This is a genomic window from Candidatus Saccharimonadaceae bacterium ML1, assembly GCA_030253535.1.
GTDB classification, from domain to species: domain Bacteria; phylum Patescibacteriota; class Saccharimonadia; order Saccharimonadales; family Saccharimonadaceae; genus Saccharimonas; species Saccharimonas epibionticum.
The window spans coordinates 503,216-520,247 of record CP124550.1 but is presented as its reverse complement, the minus strand read 5'-3'; the positions used below and the strand labels follow the sequence as shown (position 1 = coordinate 520,247).

18 protein-coding genes are annotated in these 17,032 nt (G+C 50.3%); 17 read left to right on the top strand and 1 reads right to left on the bottom strand.

The genetic code is table 11. The features are described from left to right. Positions 1-8 precede the first annotated feature (8 nt). From SEML1_RS02700 to SEML1_RS02665, 8 genes are all read left to right on the top strand, one after another. Positions 9-611, top strand: a complete 603-nt coding sequence (locus SEML1_RS02700; RefSeq protein ID WP_376753708.1) for an SLOG cluster 4 domain-containing protein — start codon at positions 9-11, stop codon at positions 609-611. Between the two features lie 83 nt (positions 612-694). After that, positions 695-928: a hypothetical protein gene (locus SEML1_RS02695; RefSeq protein ID WP_376753707.1), complete on the top strand. Its 234-nt coding sequence runs from the start codon at positions 695-697 to the stop codon at positions 926-928. Between the two features lie 10 nt (positions 929-938). Further along, positions 939-1,448: a hypothetical protein gene (locus SEML1_RS02690; RefSeq protein WP_376753706.1), complete on the top strand. Its 510-nt coding sequence runs from the start codon at positions 939-941 to the stop codon at positions 1,446-1,448. Positions 1,449-1,681: 233 nt separating this feature from the next. Further along, positions 1,682-2,062 carry a hypothetical protein gene (locus SEML1_RS02685; protein WP_376753705.1) on the top strand — a complete coding sequence of 127 codons (381 nt, stop codon included), beginning with the start codon at positions 1,682-1,684 and terminating at the stop codon, positions 2,060-2,062. After that, a complete protein-coding gene (locus SEML1_RS02680; protein ID WP_376753704.1) occupies positions 2,055-2,423 on the top strand; it encodes a hypothetical protein in 369 nt (122 codons plus the stop codon). Before SEML1_RS02685 ends, SEML1_RS02680 begins: the two co-directional genes overlap by 8 nt. Positions 2,424-2,531: 108 nt before the next feature. Next, positions 2,532-3,179 carry a hypothetical protein gene (locus SEML1_RS02675; RefSeq protein ID WP_376753703.1) on the top strand — a complete coding sequence of 216 codons (648 nt, stop codon included), beginning with the start codon at positions 2,532-2,534 and terminating at the stop codon, positions 3,177-3,179. Between the two features lie 125 nt (positions 3,180-3,304). Then, a complete protein-coding gene (uvrB, locus tag SEML1_RS02670; RefSeq protein WP_376753702.1) occupies positions 3,305-5,272 on the top strand; it encodes an excinuclease ABC subunit UvrB in 1,968 nt (655 codons plus the stop codon). Between the two features lie 107 nt (positions 5,273-5,379). Then, positions 5,380-5,733, top strand: coding sequence for a hypothetical protein (locus SEML1_RS02665; RefSeq protein WP_376753701.1), 354 nt, complete (start codon positions 5,380-5,382; stop codon positions 5,731-5,733). Between the two features lie 73 nt (positions 5,734-5,806). On the opposite strand, the gene SEML1_RS02660 is transcribed toward SEML1_RS02665, so the two are convergent. Beyond that, the gene (locus SEML1_RS02660) at positions 5,807-7,573 is read right to left on the bottom strand and encodes an alpha-amylase family glycosyl hydrolase (RefSeq protein WP_376753700.1); all 1,767 of its coding nucleotides are present in this window, start codon (positions 7,571-7,573) and stop codon (positions 5,807-5,809) included. Positions 7,574-7,654: 81 nt separating this feature from the next. Here SEML1_RS02660 and gatC point away from each other — a divergent pair, with 81 nt between their 5' ends. From gatC to dnaE, 9 genes are all read left to right on the top strand, one after another. Then, the gene (gene gatC / locus SEML1_RS02655; RefSeq protein ID WP_146425654.1) at positions 7,655-7,945 is read left to right on the top strand and encodes an Asp-tRNA(Asn)/Glu-tRNA(Gln) amidotransferase subunit GatC; all 291 of its coding nucleotides are present in this window, start codon (positions 7,655-7,657) and stop codon (positions 7,943-7,945) included. A 3-nt stretch (positions 7,946-7,948) separates the two neighbouring features. Then, positions 7,949-9,352: an Asp-tRNA(Asn)/Glu-tRNA(Gln) amidotransferase subunit GatA gene (gene gatA / locus SEML1_RS02650; RefSeq protein ID WP_376753699.1), complete on the top strand. Its 1,404-nt coding sequence runs from the start codon at positions 7,949-7,951 to the stop codon at positions 9,350-9,352. Continuing rightward, positions 9,349-9,768, top strand: a complete 420-nt coding sequence (locus tag SEML1_RS02645; protein WP_376753698.1) for a hypothetical protein — start codon at positions 9,349-9,351, stop codon at positions 9,766-9,768. The genes gatA and SEML1_RS02645 overlap by 4 nt, the downstream gene beginning before the upstream one ends. Further along, a complete protein-coding gene (gene gatB, locus SEML1_RS02640) occupies positions 9,768-11,279 on the top strand; it encodes an Asp-tRNA(Asn)/Glu-tRNA(Gln) amidotransferase subunit GatB (protein ID WP_376753697.1) in 1,512 nt (503 codons plus the stop codon). Before SEML1_RS02645 ends, gatB begins: the two co-directional genes overlap by 1 nt. Beyond that, positions 11,280-12,194, top strand: a complete 915-nt coding sequence (locus SEML1_RS02635; protein ID WP_376753696.1) for a UTP--glucose-1-phosphate uridylyltransferase — start codon at positions 11,280-11,282, stop codon at positions 12,192-12,194. 86 nt (positions 12,195-12,280) lie between these two features. Next, complete coding sequence (locus tag SEML1_RS02630; RefSeq protein WP_376753695.1) at positions 12,281-12,520, top strand: hypothetical protein; 240 nt, start codon at positions 12,281-12,283, stop codon at positions 12,518-12,520. Positions 12,521-12,530: 10 nt separating this feature from the next. Next, a complete protein-coding gene (locus SEML1_RS02625; protein WP_376753694.1) occupies positions 12,531-12,857 on the top strand; it encodes a YtxH domain-containing protein in 327 nt (108 codons plus the stop codon). A gap of 92 nt (positions 12,858-12,949) precedes the next feature. After that, the gene (locus tag SEML1_RS02620) at positions 12,950-13,243 is read left to right on the top strand and encodes a DUF5665 domain-containing protein (RefSeq protein ID WP_376753693.1); all 294 of its coding nucleotides are present in this window, start codon (positions 12,950-12,952) and stop codon (positions 13,241-13,243) included. A 71-nt stretch (positions 13,244-13,314) separates the two neighbouring features. After that, a complete protein-coding gene (gene dnaE / locus SEML1_RS02615) occupies positions 13,315-17,013 on the top strand; it encodes a DNA polymerase III subunit alpha (protein WP_376753692.1) in 3,699 nt (1,232 codons plus the stop codon). Positions 17,014-17,032: the final 19 nt, after the last annotated feature.

Below are 17,032 nucleotides of genomic sequence, written 5' to 3'. Positions count from 1 at the left end.
AGGAGGCGATGAAGTATCAAATTTGCGTATCGGGTGCGGCATCTGGCGAAACTGTGATGGCGTCGAACGATTTAGCGTTTATGCTCGGTGCGGAGATTGCGCGCGCCGGTAAGACATTGCTAACGGGCGCGACAACCGGATTGCCGCATGCTGCTGCGCGCGGGTTCAAGAGCGTTAGTAATACTAAAGGCGTGTCGGTGGGGTTTTCGCCGGCGAGCAGTTTTCGCGAGCATGTATCAACCTACCGGTTGCCGACTGTAGAGTTTGACTATATCAATTTCACCAGCATGGAATATGTCGGGCGCGACGTGTACTTGGTGCGCAGCGCTGATGCAGTGATCACGATCGGCGGGCGCATGGGTAGTTTGCACGAGTTTTCAACGGCGCTTGAAAGCCGCAAAGTGTGTGGTATCTTGGTGGGCAGTGGCGGGTTGGCGGATTATGCGGCGCAGCTGCTTAAAAACGTTGAAGCACCAGGCGCAAAAGATGTAATTTATGACTCCGACCCAAAACGCCTAGTGGCGCGCGTTGTCGAAGCGCTCGACAAAAAATACGCCGACTTCGAGCACGACGGCACCGACTCGCAGGTGAGCGCGAAGCATAATGGGTAGGGTCAATTGACATTACAGCAAATGACGTATATCCTGCTAAATAGACGCTAGTATTTTCTGCCAAATAAAAGGAGAGACAAAAAATGAAACCACAGCACGACACATCAATGCATAATCATCGCAAATATAAAGCGGCAATTGTTATTTTGTCGGTTTTTCTCTTGTTGGCGCTGGCATATATTGTTTATACCTATACCACGATGAAAGACCGTTCGCCTCAGAGTACGACCTCAGGCAGCGGTTCGTCGTCAGTCGCTAAGTCGAATGAAAAGCAAACGGAGGCACCCCCAGACGAAGGAAGTGTGTGCTACGAATGAAAAACTCTGCATGAAATATCCGAGCAACTGGAACGTAGAGGCCGAAGATATAGTACTGCACCCTACTGGCGTGCAAGCAAGCGAGTCGTATCATGCCGATAAAATCACTTTTACTCATCCAAGCGGCTTAAAACTGGCGTTTGCTAGCGGGTTAACTGCTTTAGGCGGGGTGTGTACGGAAAATGATAATAAACTTTCGGTCGATATTGTACGCAAAGAAGCGACCAGCCTCAAGGGGTATCGGGCGTTTGTACCAGCCGAGTACGCTACATATGTCGACGATTCAATCTTTGCTGTTGCGATGGTGATTCCGAATGATGATGAGACAGAGTTTACTCCGGACATTGGTTTGTCGAACTCTAGCAAGTTAATAAATAGTAGTCAGGCTAACAGGTGTGATATCAGAGGAACTGGTATTGTTGTTGCAAAGAATGTCAATATGAGCTCAAAAACTTCTGGCAATTCAGACCACGGCAGCCTATTTTTTGGGCACAAAAGAGCTCGGTGGCTACACGGCTAGTTTCCAGAATAAATCATACAAAATACGCGAAGAGGCAAGGCGGGCTTTCGAGGGTGATGACTACAAACAGGCTTTCGAAATAGCTCGCAGCGTCTATTACAAGTAGGCGTGTCGAAATAAGATGATTCAGAGGTAAACTATGGACAACCAACCAACCAAACATAGCCGACAATAATAGTCCTTCGCAGAATCAGCCGGCTGCATATGCGCTATCACCATACCAACCGCCGGCGATGCCGCCTCGTCCGCGCGGCATAAAAACTTGGCAGATCGTCAGTATTGCGGTTGCTGGTGCTATTGTCGCTATCGTTGTCATCATCGTTGGAGTTATTGCGCTGAGCGGGAGCATGAACCGCGCAGTCAAAGATACAAAGGATTATTATGACAGGAAAACCGAACCTTATACAAATCCCGCAAAGCATAAAACCTACACAAACGATACGATTTCATTTAGATATCCGAGCAGCTTGCAAGAAATGTCGCTTGAGGGCTGGGACTATACTGTTCGTAAAGGAACGATTAGCGATCGCCGCGTTTTTGGCGATAAAGATATGAATTATTTCGTCGTCTACACGCAAATTAAAGACGATGGGCACCTCGGCTGGTATGTCTAAATCGCAGATGAAAAGCGAGATGAATTCGTTGTTCGAGCGGGCTCAGTCCGGTGGCAGCGGTCTTACTGATGTACTGCGCCACGAGCAGCTTATCTGCAAAAAATACGAGCCGAGTGATTTTTCTGATCTTACCGTTAACACAAGTGAAATTACCGACGGTACGCCCGTGGTGAGTCTTCGTTACGTGTGTGACTCGCGGGTAGAAAACGGAAACAGCAAGATAGAGACCGACCAATTGACGTGGTATGATCGTGAAGGCAGGCTGAATACGATTACGATGAGTTCAAACAACTTTTCGGAAGCTAAGTATGGCGGCAGAATGACAATGCTCATGCCTGGACTGACGGCGCGCCTGCGATAGCGGTAGGTTGGTAGATTATGATGGCATAACAGACAAGGTAGTCAACGGTTTGATGGTTACCCTGTGGTGCATATGGTTATACAATAACAGCAGAAAGGTATATAAGATATGAAAAGAAATAAGATTAAGACATCACCCGTTAAGAAAAATACTAAGCGGCAAAAAGTACTCGTTATTGCGGCTATAGTTCTAGCAGTTGTACTGGTTGCTGCGCTAGGATTCTTCGCGCGGGATATGTTCACTGTAAAAAAGATAGATAATACAACGGCAGAAACAACTAAGACGACTAAGGGAACTGAAACATCAGATAAAAGCAAGACAGCAAAGCCAAAAGAAACTCCTGCGCCTACTCAAACACCCCAGCCGAAGGCCGACCCTAATGGCGGCTATGTCGTTCTTGATGATTGGGGTGTGCGGTTTAAGCCGAGCGTCGGCAATACGTTTACGTTTGAAAAAGTACCAGGCTTAGACGCGTATGATTTTCGAACGCAGCGGCAGACTGATTTAGGCGGTGATTATGTAAAAAGAAATAAAGACGGAACGTATATGTGCAAATTCCATAGGATTATTCGTTATGCGGCAGGTACGGTAGATGCTGCTCGAAAACCGGGAATTGTTGGCAGTATTAACGGCTACGATTATCTTCATATGACTCCGCAGGCAGCGTGCGGAACAACAACAGCCGAACAGCAAGTCGAAGTGGCGGAGAATTTGAAAGTCAATGCGTTTTTGAAGACTATTGAAGCTAAGCAGTAAATTATTCATGCAACAGTCATGAACGAATGAAACCAAGAGGGCTGGAGTTAGTTTTTGGTGTTAGCAATATCTGAGCGTGATAGTGTGGCTGTATCTGCATTGCGCAAGCTTGTTATAATAGCTGCATGAATCGATTCATTCTTCGTTCCGATTATCGGCCGACCGGCGATCAGCCGCAGGCTATTCGGCAGCTTGTTGGCGGTCTGCAGTCAGGCGAGCGCGAGCAAACCCTGCTCGGCGTGACGGGCAGCGGCAAGACATTTACGATGGCGAACATCATTGCTGAACGTAATGTGCCGACGCTGATTCTTGCGCATAATAAGACGCTTGCGGCGCAATTATTTAGCGAGTTTAAGCAATTTTTTCCCGATAACGAGGTGCACTATTTTGTCAGTTATTTTGATTATTATCAGCCAGAGGCATATATCGCCTCAAGTGATACATACATAGAAAAAGATTCGGCGATCAATGAAGAAATTGACCGCTTGCGCCATGCTGCGACTGATGCGTTGTTGACGCGCCGCGATGTAATTATTGTCGCGAGCGTCAGCTGTATTTACGGTTTGGGTAGCCCGAGCGATTATTACGATTTATCAATTACAGTGAAAACGGGCGAGCGGCGTTTGCAGGATAAATTTCTGCGCCAGCTAATGGACATTCAATATCACCGCAACGACATTGATTTTGCGCGCGGTACCTTTCGCGTGCGCGGCGATGTGGTTGATGTTTTTCCGGCGAGCGGCGAGACGGCGTATCGCGTGGAGTTTTTCGGCGACGACGTTGATCGGATTACGCATATTGACCCGCTAACAGGCGAAATCATTGACGAGCCAAGCCAATTCACATTATTTCCGAGCAGCCACTATGCTACGCCGAAGCAGAAAATCCAGGCGGCGATTGAGGGGATCCGCCGCGAATATGATGAGCGCGTGGCGTGGTTTGAGGCGAATAATAAGTTGCTGGAAGCGCAGCGCTTAGCGCAGCGTACGAAATATGATTTGGAAATGCTTGAACAAACTGGATTTGTGAAAGGTATTGAAAACTATAGCCGCTATCTAACGAATCGTGAGCCAGGCGAGCAGTCGGCGACGTTGCTTGACTATTTTCCGGACGATTTTTTGATGATGATTGACGAAAGCCACGTGACTGTACCGCAGGTGCGCGGCATGTATAATGGCGACCGTGCGCGCAAAGAGGTGTTGGTGCAGCACGGATTTCGGCTGCCGAGTGCGCTTGACAACCGCCCGCTTCGCTTTGATGAATTTGATCGCCATATTAACCAGGTGATTTACGTTTCGGCGACACCGGGCGACTATGAGTTGGAGCGATCGCCTGCGCCGGCGCAGCAGGTGATTCGCCCTACGGGACTGCTTGACCCAGAGATTAGTGTGCGCCCGACGGACGGGCAAGTTGACGATTTGATCACTGAAATCAAAGATCGCATTGATAAAAAGCAGCGCGTACTCGTGACGACGTTGACGAAGCGTATGGCAGAAGATTTGTCAAGTTATCTGACGGATATGGGTGTGAAAACGGCGTACATTCACAGTGAAATTGATACGCTAGAGCGCGGCGATATTTTACGAGACCTGCGTATGGGCGTGTATGATGTTTTAGTTGGCATCAATTTATTGCGCGAGGGAATTGACTTGCCAGAAGTAAGTTTGGTTGCGATTATGGACGCCGATAAAGAAGGCTTTTTGCGTAGCGAGCGTTCTCTTATCCAGACGATCGGGCGTGCCGCCCGCCATGTCGATGGCGCGGTTATTATGTACGGTGATACGATTACCGATAGTATGCGTTTGGCAATTGACGAAACTAAACGTCGCCGTAGTATTCAGCAGGCATATAATCAGGAGCATGGCATTACGCCGCGGGGAATTACGAAAGCGATCGACGAGGGATTACGCGCGATTATTCCACAAAAAGAGGATGAAAAGCCGAAGCTTGACCTCAAAAAGATTCCAAAAGATGAATACGCAAGTTTAGTTAAAGACCTAACAGGGCAAATGAAGCTAGCGAGCGCAAACCTGGAATTTGAACGTGCCGCTGAACTGCGCGATTTGATCGCAGAGATTAAGCAGAATATGTGATATGTGATGCGCTAGAGCTCAGTTGGTGCGGTTATTCTTTGTTGACTACGGTGGTAATGTGTGATAGTATTAGGTACTGTTGTGTCCGTCGAGTGAAAGGACAAATCATGATGGACATTACTGAGCCAGCGAAGGTCGGGCGACGTTATGAGGTCGCGCAAGAGAGAGTTGACATGTGCGGGAGCTACATCGCTAGCATTGAGTCGCATATGAGTGACCTGCGGACTCGACTCGATATGCTTAACCATTGGATTACTCATATCGGTAGCGGTTATGCTAAGGCGCGACTGCAGGTTTTGCGCGACGAGGCACTTCATGCATTTGCGACCGCCGAGCGACACCTGATTTGTGCTCGTGAAGAGTTTTCCCGCGCTCAGCGGATGCTTGAGCTGCTTGACGCTGAGCTGAGTCGGCAGGTTGACAATTTGACCATCCCCCAGCCGACGACTCACAAACGGTAGCAACCGCTTTCCGGCGTCCCAAGTGTAGAAATAATCTCTATGCTTGGGGCGCCCTTTTCATAATCTTCTGTGATTATTCCTGCGACAAAATGTACAGCGTATACGCCGGCAGCGAAAAATGTGCGGTGGAATTCTTGTCGGCGTGAATGATACTTTGATGCCCGCTGCGAAAATCCTTGCTGTACCCGCGCCAGCTGCTGTTAAATCGAATATGCCATTTGCCGCCGAGCGGAAATTGCATAGCGTAATGGTTGTAATCGGTGCTGCTGAAATTAGCGACAACAATCACATCGTCGCCTATGCCGCCGTTATTCCATCGGTGATAGCCAATGACAAGCCCGTCGGTGTTAACGTGGAAGAGTGCGGTTGATTGCCCCTGCAGCCCGCCAGTATGTCCGTAGCGGTTGTGTCGCAAATCAAGCAAATGGCGGTGCGCTGTCACAATACCGGCGTATTTTTCAGTTTTTTGCCATTCAAGCGCGGCCCAATCGTTGAATGAGCCGTCTTGCAAGAACTCGCTGCCTTGCAGGAGCATTGGAATACCAGGAGACGTCAGCGTAACAGCGTTTGCGAGCAGTGTTTTTTCGCGCGCGAAGAGCGTGGCGCCGCCTGCGGGCGCGACAGCTTCGTTTAGCCGGACTGAGCCGTTAGCAGCAGTATCGTGCGAATCGCTGAAAATTGTACGCGCAAAGGCGTCGCTGCCGTAAGCATGGTTGAACTCATATTGGATGCCGTCTAAATTTGGCTGGTCGGTTGATAGCCCGAGCGCGGCGCGCAGGGCGTGCGGAAAGCCTAATTCCCACTGGCTATCAAACCCGCAGCCGCCATCAAGCCGCGGCGCGACAATCTGCGCATTGCTCGCAGAATCTTCGGCGATAATGAGCGAGTCGGGCTTAATCTTGTGCGCTAACGATACAATATCTTGCAGCAAACTCCAGGCGTCGCTAATGTCGTGATCAGGGTCGTTGTCGCGCCCGGCGGTATTGCGCATGTAAATCGTACTATCAACGCGCAAACCGTCTATATGATATTCAGCGAACCACATCGCGACGTTGTCAAGGATGAATTGGCGTACTTCCGGCCGCCCGTAGTCGGGTCGTCCGCCCCACGGCGTATCGCCGCGCTCGTCATTATAAAAATAGATGCCGCCGCGATCATTCTCACTCCAGCCATCAAAGCGCCACAAATCAGTATCGCCGTAAAAATGGTTGTATACAACGTCGAGAATAACGCCGATACCGTGCTGATGGCAGGCGCGCACGAATTTCATCAGTCCATGCCGTCCGCCGAGCATACTTTCGACACTGAAAATATGATTTGGTGCGTAGCCCCAACCATTACTAAATGCCATGCTCGTGACCGGCATAAGCTCAATAATATTGATACCGAGATCGCGCAAGTAATCAAGTTTTTCGATTGCCGAATCAAATGTGCCGGAAGTTGCGGCATCGGGACGGTTGAATGTGCCAACATGCAGTTCGTAAATAACGTGGTCGCACTTTGGCGGCATTACAAAATTGTCGCTCTGCCAGTCGAATTCATTGTCGACAATTACTGAGAATCCTTTGTCGCTTGACGTAATAGCCCGAGCGCGCGGGTCGTTTCTTTCAAGCAAGCGTCCGTCTGGCGTCTCGATGATATATTTGTATTGGTGTCCTGGTTCTGCGCCGTGAATCAGCGCAAACCAATAGCCGTCGTCCTCGCTGGTAAGCGGCTGCTTGCCGTTCGGCGTAAATGTGCCGTCAATGTAAACTTGTTTGGCGAACGGCGCCCACACGCGAAACTCCGCGCCGCCTCTGTGCGTGATGACGCCCAGGTTCTTTTTGATTTGATGTGCCATTTTCTCAAATTATACCATAAGCGGTTATCTCAGGCAAAAACGATTACCATCTGGCGCAATTTTGCGTTATACTAAGGGTTGATGAGTACAATTACTACCGATGATGTGCACCATCTGGCACAGTTAAGCAGTTTACAGTTATCTGATAGCGAGGTTGAAAATCTACGCGCAGATCTCGAAAATATTATCAACCATATCAATCAGCTGAACGAAGTCGATACGAGCGGCGTCGAACCGACATACCAAGTGACGGGGCTTGAAAACGTGTGGCGCGGCGACGAAATTGACGCTGGCAGCGTAACGCCGGAGCAACTACTTGATCTAGCGGCAGAACAGAGCGGTCATTGCGTAAAAGTACCAAAGGTGTTATAGAATATGAAAATTGCGGAATTAGTACAGCAAATTGCGGCGCGTAAAACAACAGCGCGCGAGCAAGTCGAAGCGTCTATTGCTAAAACGCGCGGTATTGAAGAATACCATGCATTATTGAGTTTGACTGAAGAGCGGGCGTTGGCGCGTGCTGGCGAGATTGATACGAAAATTGCGAATGGCGAAGACGCGGGTGTGCTGGCGGGCGTGCCATTTGTGGTAAAGGACAACTACTTGGCGTTTGGCGCGCCGACGACAGCGGCGAGTAAAATGCTTGAATATTTTAACGCGCCGCTGCAGGCGACGGTCGTCGAAAAGCTTGAGGCGGCAGGCGCAATTTGTATTGGTAAATCAAATATGGATGCGTTTGCGCACGGCGGCAGTACCGAGAATTCGGCGTTCGGCGTGACGCACAATGCAGTTGATGCAACAAAGGTTGCAGGCGGCTCAAGCGGCGGATCGGCGGTCGTGACGGCACTTGATGTCGTGCCGTTTGCGCTTGGCACCGACACGGGTGGTTCAATTCGTCAGCCAGCTAGCTTCAACGGTGTGCTTGGGTTTAAGCCGACCTATGGACTGAGTAGCCGCTACGGTGTCGTGGCGATGGCGTCAAGCACCGACACAATGGGCTGTTTTGCTAAATCTGCCGACGACGTTGCACTGGTTACGAGCGTGATGGCGGGGCGTGATCCGCGTGATACGACGACGCTGCCGGATTATTTTGAAGTGCAGCATGATGCGCCAAAAAACCTGAAGATTGGTATGATTCGCGAAACAATGACTGACGATGTTGATGCAGATGTACGCGCGGCAGTGAATAACTACGCTGATAGGCTGCGTGCGGCAGGGCACACGGTTGAAACGGTTGCTGTGCCGAGCATCAGGCACGCGCTTGCAATTTATTATATCGTTGTGCCGGCGGAAATTTCGTCGAACTTAGCGCGTTACGACGGCGTGCGCTACGGTCGCCGCGCCGAAGGCGTGAAAACGCTGGCAGAACTATACGGGCGTTCGCGCGGCGAGGGCTTTGTTACCGAAAATAAGCGCCGTATTATGATCGGCAGCTATGTGCTGAGCAGCGGGTTCTTTGATGCCTACTATTTGCAGGCGCAAAAAGCGCGCACGGTGCTTATCAATGAATTTAATGCATTGTTTGAACAGTATGATTTCTTGTTGATGCCGACCGCGCCGACGCCGGCATTCGGTATTGGCGAGAATGCGAACGATCCGGTTAAAATGTATTTAGCAGACGTCATGACTGTGCCGCCGAGCCTGGCGGGCTTGCCGGCGCTGAGCGTGCCGGCGGGTGCAAGTACGCAAGGATTGCCGATTGGCGCGCAGTTGGTCGGCCGTACTAAGTCGGATGCGGCGCTGATCGCGCTTGCGGGTAGTATGGAGGCTCGGGTATGAATAGCTTCGCGATTTGGTTTATTTTGATTGCTATTTTGATTTTGGCGGTCGTTGGGATTTTGTATTTGGCGTTTGCGCGCGCCACGCCAAAACTTAACGTAACGAGGTTTCGTACGCAGTGGTTAGCGATCGAGAATAGTTTTTCAAAAAGTAATCCGGCGAGCTGGCACGTTGCAATTTTCAATGCCGATAAACTCGTTGATAAAGCTCTGCGCGAAAGCAGATACAAAGGCGAGACGATGGGCGAGCGTATGAAATCGGCGCAAGACGCTTGGTCGCATCCGAATCATATTTGGGGCGCACACAAAATTCGTAATCGCCTGGCGCACGACACCGAGGTAAAACTTTCGCACGATCTCGCCCTGCGCGCATTATCAGCCTATAAACAAGCATTGAAAGATTTAGGAGCGATTTAATGGCAGCATCCGCAGAAATATTGCAGAAATATGAAATGACAATCGGCATTGAGTGCCATGTCCAACTTGCGACCGATACGAAATTATTTAGTCCAGCAGACAACGATGCGCGCGATGCGGCGCCAAATACTAAAGTTCATCCGATTGATTTTGGGCTGCCGGGCATGCTGCCGGTGTTGAACCGGCGTGCGGTTGATTTAGCGATTCGCGCCGGAAAAGCTCTTAACGCGCCGATTGCGAACGTGTCGCGCTTTGATCGTAAGCACTATTTTTATCCTGACCTGCCGAAGGGTTATCAGACAAGCCAAATGTACCAGCCGATTATTCTCGCCGGCTACGTTGATGCGCCGCTTGAGGATGGCGCGGTAAAACGCGTGCGTATTGAGCACGCGCACATGGAAGAAGATGCGGGTAAGTTAACGCATCACGATGACTACTCGCTCGTTGATTTGAACCGCGCTGGCACGCCGCTCATCGAAATTGTGTCTGAGCCGGATATGCATTCGGCAGCAGAAGCGCGCGCCTATGCGACGGAGTTGTACCGTTTAATGACATACGCAGGCGTGACATATGGTGATTTATACCATGGCAATATGCGGTTTGACGTAAACATTAGTATTGCGCCAAAAGGCTCAACGACGCTTGGCAAGCGCGCCGAGGTGAAGAATCTGAATAGTTTTCGGAGTGTTGAGCACGCTGCGCAATATGAATTTGAGCGCCAGGTTGCATTAGTTGAAGCGGGCGAGCCGGTTGTGCAGGAAACTCGCGGTTGGAACGACGACAGAGGAGTAACGACGAGCCAGCGTAGCAAAGAGGACGCGCAAGATTACCGTTATATGCCCGATCCCGACATTCCGCCGATCGTTTTGACTGATGAAGAAATTGCCGATATTCAAGCCGGCATGCCGATGCTGCCGGGTGAATATCGCGAGTCGTGGTCTGGCTTATCTCTTGATAAATCGGTAGTCGATACGATATTAGGTCATCAAGAAGTTGCCGATTTATTGCAGCAGACGTATCGCCTGGCAGATTCGGATCAAGGCGGTGTGCTGAGCGAGTTGGGCGTGGATAAACAAGTCTACGCGGCGCTGATGCGCCGGATCTTCAACTGGTTTGCGTCAACGCCTGGTGAGATGATTGATCTTGCGTGTATTCGGTCTGGCTTGGTTGAGCCGCGCCGTCTCGTCCACTTGGCGCTGTTGGCAGAAAAAAACGAAATTAGCTCAAATAACGCCAAAGAGATTTTTCTCTTTTTGTTCGACGAATCGTTCGCCGGCAAGATGCCGCGCGACATCGCTAAAGAGAAGAATTTATTGCAGGTGTCGGATGAAAGTGCTATCACTGCTATTGTTGACGACGTTATGAATGATCCTGCGAGCGCCGCTTCGATTGCTGACATTAAAGCGGGCAAAGATAAGGCTATCGGCTATCTTGTCGGTCAAGTTATGAAGCGGTCGAAAGGGCAAGCGAACCCAAGTTTGGCGCAGAAATTAATTCGAGAAAGGTTATAAATGATGAAACGACCAACCAAAGCTATTATTGCTGCCGCCGGATTCGGTACGCGCTTTTTGCCGCAGACTAAGGCAATGCCGAAGGAAATGATGCCGCTTATTGATAAGCCGATCATTCAGTATGTCGTTGAAGAGCTAGTCGACGCGGGCATTAAAGATATCATCATCGTTGGGAGTGCGAGCAAGCGTGCAATTGAAGATCATTTTGACTTGCCAAACGAAGACCTGCTTGCAAATTTGCGGGCTGGCGGCGACAAGAAAAAACCGCTGCTTGACCAGGTTGAGGCGATTGCAAATCTGGCGAATTTCGTCTATCTGCGCCAAAAAGGCGCGTATGGCAACGCGACGCCGATTCAGTGTGCGGCGCATTTGATGGGCAGCGAACCGTTTATCTACACTTGGGCGGACGATTTTTTTGTCAGCCGGCCAGGTGTTACGAAACAACTGATTGAGACGTACGAGCGCTACGGCGGCAGCGTGCTTGCGTGTAAACGTGCCGAGAAGGATGATGAGTACGACAAGTACGGTTTCGTTAGCGGTGCGGCAGAACAGACGGGCGAGGTTAAAGTCGATCGTATTATCGAAAAGCCGGGTAAAGCGAATGCGCCGAGCGAGCTCGGCAGCGTAAGCGAATTTCTGTTTACGCCGGAAATATTTGATTATCTAGAAAAAGCGCACGCTAGCTTTGACGGGCACGGCGAGTTCATGATCCAGCCGATCGTGCAAGCGATGATCAACGACGGCTGGGGCGTGTATGCGCGCGAAATCACCGACGGTAAGTTCTACGATACGGGCGACAAGCTTGAATATTTGAAAACAATGATTGATTTCGGGCTTGATCATCCCAAGCTTGGTCCGGCGCTTCGCGAACATTTGCTGCAGCGCGTGGCGGAATTATCTGAAATATCCGAATAAACTCTTGCATATTCTTGCAAAATGCGCTATAGTTATAGGCGTAACCATTTTGGTTTGTCATTAATAAAATAAAAAGGAGCGTGCGCATGATATGGGCGCAAGTACTGGTCATTATTTTGTCGGTATTTTTAGCAGTATTTTTGTTACTGGCGATTGTGTTGGCGATAAAACTTATCAAGCTAACCCGGCAGATTAAGCGCGTCACCGATGTAGCGGAGCGTACAGCGGTGAAATTTGAAACCATCGCTGGTAATGTTGCGGCGGTTACGTCGCCGATGGCGCTATTAAAAATTATCACACGGTTTATTAAACGAGCAAAAAAATAAAGGAGGAATTATGTCAAAAGGTAAATTTGCACTCGGAGCACTGTTTGGAGCGGTCGCTGGCGTGATCGCTGGCGTATTGACTGCGCCGAAATCAGGCAAGGAGACGCGCGCCGACCTAAAGGCAAAAGCAGACGAACTGAAAAAAGATACCGATAAGGCAGTCGACGAAGCCAAGAAAAAAGGCGAAAAAGTCTACAAAGACACGAAAAAACATGTCGAAACCGCTGTCGAAGAGGGACGCAAAACCGTCGATGATTACCGCGAGCGTGCTGGCCGCGCAGCTGCGAGCGCAAAAGAAGAATTTAGCAAAAGCGCGCGCGAAACGCGAAAAAAGTAGCAGCAGAACTCTTGCTGTTTTGGCTGTATGCGCCGGCGTTAATTCCGGCGCATTTTATTGTGAAAACGATCTATTTCGCGTACACTAGGGCTATGGCAAAACAGCAGAATATCGTGAAACGGATCGTGCAGAAAATCGCGCATGATAACGAAGTCGGTGCGCGCAAGGGTGTGCTTGAGGATTTGTTTAACGACTTTAATACGAACCGGGCGCAGGTTTATAAATTTAATTTTATACGCGGCATATTTTTCGGGCTTGGATCGGTGCTGGGTGGTACAGTGCTGATTGCGGGCGCTATTTGGCTGCTGAATCTGACAGGGCAATTCATTCCGGGTATCGCAGGGTTTGTCGATGAAATCGTACGAATCGTGCAGGCGCGCCACTAAAGTATCGTTGATTTTACTACAAAGAAGTTCGTGAAACCGCCAGGCAAAAGCGGTATAATGAGAAGTGATTTATGGGGAGTACACAGACGAAACAGGCGGCAAAATCATTGCAGCCGAGCGATTTTGTTCACCTGCACAACCATACGTATCATTCGGTGCTGGATGGACTGACGCGCATCGGCGATTTGGTTGATAAGGTGAAAGAGTTCGGCATGGAGGCGGCGGCAGTAACCGATCATGGCACGATGAGCGGAATTTTAGAATATTATAAAGCCGCTAAAGCTGCCGGCATCAAGCCGATTCTCGGGATTGAGACGTACGTGGCGGCGCGCTCGCGTTTTGACCGCGATCCTGCAAAAGATAAGCAGCGCTTTCATTTGACTGTGCTTGCAATGAATAGCACCGGCTTTCATAATTTGATGAAGTTATCAACGCGCGCCAACCTTGAAGGCATGTACTACAAGCCGCGCATAGATCACGATTTACTTGAAGAGCTAAACGAGGGTTTGATCGTGTTGAGCGGCTGCGCCAGCGGTGAAATCGGCGTGGCGCTGAAGGAAGATGATTACGCGCGCGCCAAAGAAACTGCTGCGTGGTATAAATCAGTACTTGGCGACCGCTATTACCTAGAGCTGCAGGATCACGGCCATCCGAAATCAAACACGCATTGGGATGTGCAGGCAAAAATTAACGAAGGACTGATTAAGCTGTCAAAAGAACTTGCTATTCCAATGGTCGTGACCTGCGATGGACACTATCTAACGCATGCGTACCAGGACGCGCATGAGATTCTGCTGTGCGTCGGCACGGGCGCATATTTGAGCGACGAAAAACGTATGAGCTTGAAAGATTTTGAGTTGCATTTGACTGACCCGCGCGACATCATTGATCATTGGGGCGATGAGTTTCCTGAGGTAATTACAAACACTAAGGCAATTGCTGATCGATGTAATGTTGAAATTGAATTAGGGCGGATTTTAATTCCGAAATATCCGCTGCCTGATGGCGAAAGCGAGCATTCGTATCTGCACAAGCTCGTCTATCAGGGTTTGGCGCGCCGCTATAATGACAAAACTGCCGACGAAGTTGAGTCGATGACGGTTGACGACATTGCGGCAATCCTCGCGCCTGAGGTGCGCGAGCGCGTTGAGATGGAACTCGGCGTTATGGCAAATATGGGGTACGAGGGCTATTTTTTGATCGTGCAAGATTTTATCAACTGGGGCAAGTCTCAGGGGATCGTATTTGGTCCAGGGCGAGGAAGCGCAGCGGGCTCAATTGTGGCATACGCGCTTAATATTACTGACCTCGATCCATTGAAATACGGACTGCTGTTTGAGCGTTTTCTCAATCCTGACCGTATCTCTATGCCTGATATTGATGTTGACATTCAAGATACGCGCCGCGATGAAGTAATTCAATACTGTGCAAATAAATACGGCGAAGATCATGTCAGTAATATTGCGACGTTTGGTAAGATGTTTGGGCGTATGGCGGTGCGCGACGTAGCGCGCGTGCTGGAAGTGCCGTATGCTGAAAGCGACCGGCTTGCAAAATTGGTGCCGCCGCCGGCGCAGGGCCGCCACGTTCCTTTGAGCAAGAGCATTGTTGACGATGTTGATTTGAAAAATGAATACGAAAACAACCCGACCGCTAAGGAGGTGCTTGATTATGCGATTCAGCTAGAGGGGACGATTCGCAGCCATGGCGTGCACGCCTGCGGCGTGGTGATCGCGCCTGACACGCTTGTCAATTATATTCCGCTTGAAATGGCGCAAAAAGGCGTGGTTGCGACGCAGTTCCCGATGGGCGAGGTCGAAGAGTTGGGGCTATTGAAAATGGACTTTCTCGGGCTGTCAAACTTAACAATCATTAACAATGCGATGCGTATTATTCGCAAAGTGTACAAGGAAAATATCGACCTAGCGTCGCTGCCGCTTGATGATAAGGAGACGTATGAGCTATTCCAGCGCGGCGACACCACCGGCGTGTTTCAGTTAGAGTCGGCGGGCATGAAACGCTATCTGCGGGCGCTCAAACCGACGCATTTCGAAGATATCATCGCCATGGTGGCTCTGTACCGCCCGGGACCGATACAGTTTATTGATAGCTTTATCCGCCGCAAGAACGGCGAAGAGCCGATTACCTACTTGCACGAAGGTATGCGTAATTCGCTGGAAAACACTTACGGAGTTTTGGTTTACCAAGAGCAGTTCATGCAGATTTCTAAGGAATGGTGCGGCTTTACTGGTGGTCAGGCTGATACGCTGCGTAAAGCCGTCGGTAAGAAAAAAATCGACCTAATGAAAAAGGTTAAGCCGGAGTTCGTCGAGGGCGCGGTCAAAGTTGGCGGCGCCACGCGTGAAATGGCGGAGACGTTTTGGAGCCAGCTAGAAGAGTTTGCAAACTACTGTTTTAATAAGTCGCATGCGGCGTGTTATGGCTTGATTGCATATTGGACGGCGTATTTGAAAGCGCATTATCCTGATGCATTTATGGCGGCGCTGATGACGAGCGACCATGATGATATTGATCGCTTAGCGATAGAAATCACCGAGTGCAAGCATATGGGTATGGAAGTGCTTAGTCCGGACGTTAACCAATCGTATGTTGAGTTCGCGGTCGTGCCGGCAGCGAAACAAGTGCGCTTCGGTATGGCAGCGGTGAAAGGCGTTGGCGTGGGCGCGGTTGAGGAAATCATTCGTGCGCGCGATGCCGGCGGTCCGTTCAAAAGCGTGGAGGATTTTGCGAAGCGCGTGAGCACGAGCAAGGTGAACCGTAAAGCGTGGGAATCGCTCATTAAGGCAGGTGCGTTTGACGAGCTGGGCGACCGCAGCGATTTGCTGTTCAACCTCGACGCGATTTTGGCATTTGCGAGCAAATTGCAGAAGGAAGCTTTGAGCGGCCAGGTCGATATGTTCGCGGCGCTTGGCGGCGATAAGCTGATGCCGTCGATTGAGCTAAAGACCGCGCCAGTGAAGCATACGCCAAAGGAGCAGCTGATGTGGGAGCGCGAGCTGCTCGGGCTGTATATTTCGGCGCATCCGCTTGATAATTACGATGCATTTTTTGAGGAGCAAACGATTCCCCTGCATAATTGTACGCCAAATATTGACGGGCAGCAGGTGACGATCGGCGGGCTGGTGTCGACGGTGCGCACGATTGTCACGAAATCGGGCGCGAAAATGGCATTCGTCGGGTTGGAAGATAAAACTGGCGAAGGCGAAGTGATCGTGTTCCCGCGCCTGTACGAGCAGCTCGGCGACGGACTGCAGCAAGATGCTGTGCTGAAAGTATCCGGCAAGATTAGCGCGCGCGACCGCGACGGCAATATGACCGACGAGGCAAAAATGATTGCCGATGAAATTAGCGTCGTGACCGACAAGGAATTAAATGAATACCAAAGCCATGGGCACAAAATGACCGCGCCGACGGGCCGCGCGGCAGTGAAACAAAAGCGCTATCCTAAAAAGGCGAATGCGGGCGCGCCGGCTGCCGCTGTGACGGCAAAAATGCCAAAATCGGCTGCATCTACTCCATTACCTGCGCTCAAAACAGTTTATGTCAAAATCGCAAATCCAAACGACCACGATTCGCTGTTAGCGCTCAAGCAATTATGCGGTAAGCACCCCGGGCAAAACGACATCATCATGGTACTAGGCAGCGATAAGTCGCGCGCGATTCGATTGCCATTTCGCGTTGATGCGCAGCGCGAATTGCACGACGGCTTGGTGCAGATCCTCGGCGATGAATGCGTGGCAATAAAATAGCAGGATTCGACTTTGGTCT

Bases quoted from the DNA above. Each gene is read 5' to 3' on its own strand.
- SEML1_RS02630 (WP_376753695.1), top strand. From the start codon at position 12,281: ATGATATGGGCGCAAGTACTGGTCATTATTTTGTCGGTATTTTTAGCA.
- SEML1_RS02675 (WP_376753703.1), top strand. From the start codon at position 2,532: ATGAAAAGAAATAAGATTAAGACATCACCCGTTAAGAAAAATACTAAG.
- SEML1_RS02620 (WP_376753693.1), top strand. From the start codon at position 12,950: ATGGCAAAACAGCAGAATATCGTGAAACGGATCGTGCAGAAAATCGCG.
- SEML1_RS02625 (WP_376753694.1), top strand. From the start codon at position 12,531: ATGTCAAAAGGTAAATTTGCACTCGGAGCACTGTTTGGAGCGGTCGCT.
- SEML1_RS02695 (WP_376753707.1), top strand. From the start codon at position 695: ATGAAACCACAGCACGACACATCAATGCATAATCATCGCAAATATAAA.
- SEML1_RS02645 (WP_376753698.1), top strand. From the start codon at position 9,349: ATGAATAGCTTCGCGATTTGGTTTATTTTGATTGCTATTTTGATTTTG.
- SEML1_RS02665 (WP_376753701.1), top strand. From the start codon at position 5,380: ATGATGGACATTACTGAGCCAGCGAAGGTCGGGCGACGTTATGAGGTC.
- SEML1_RS02660 (WP_376753700.1), bottom strand. From the start codon at position 7,573: ATGGCACATCAAATCAAAAAGAACCTGGGCGTCATCACGCACAGAGGC.
- gatA (WP_376753699.1), top strand. From the start codon at position 7,949: ATGAAAATTGCGGAATTAGTACAGCAAATTGCGGCGCGTAAAACAACA.
- SEML1_RS02700 (WP_376753708.1), top strand. From the start codon at position 9: ATGAAGTATCAAATTTGCGTATCGGGTGCGGCATCTGGCGAAACTGTG.
- SEML1_RS02635 (WP_376753696.1), top strand. From the start codon at position 11,280: ATGATGAAACGACCAACCAAAGCTATTATTGCTGCCGCCGGATTCGGT.
- SEML1_RS02690 (WP_376753706.1), top strand. From the start codon at position 939: ATGAAATATCCGAGCAACTGGAACGTAGAGGCCGAAGATATAGTACTG.
- dnaE (WP_376753692.1), top strand. From the start codon at position 13,315: ATGGGGAGTACACAGACGAAACAGGCGGCAAAATCATTGCAGCCGAGC.
- SEML1_RS02680 (WP_376753704.1), top strand. From the start codon at position 2,055: ATGTCTAAATCGCAGATGAAAAGCGAGATGAATTCGTTGTTCGAGCGG.
- gatB (WP_376753697.1), top strand. From the start codon at position 9,768: ATGGCAGCATCCGCAGAAATATTGCAGAAATATGAAATGACAATCGGC.
- uvrB (WP_376753702.1), top strand. From the start codon at position 3,305: ATGAATCGATTCATTCTTCGTTCCGATTATCGGCCGACCGGCGATCAG.
- SEML1_RS02685 (WP_376753705.1), top strand. From the start codon at position 1,682: ATGCCGCCTCGTCCGCGCGGCATAAAAACTTGGCAGATCGTCAGTATT.
- gatC (WP_146425654.1), top strand. From the start codon at position 7,655: ATGAGTACAATTACTACCGATGATGTGCACCATCTGGCACAGTTAAGC.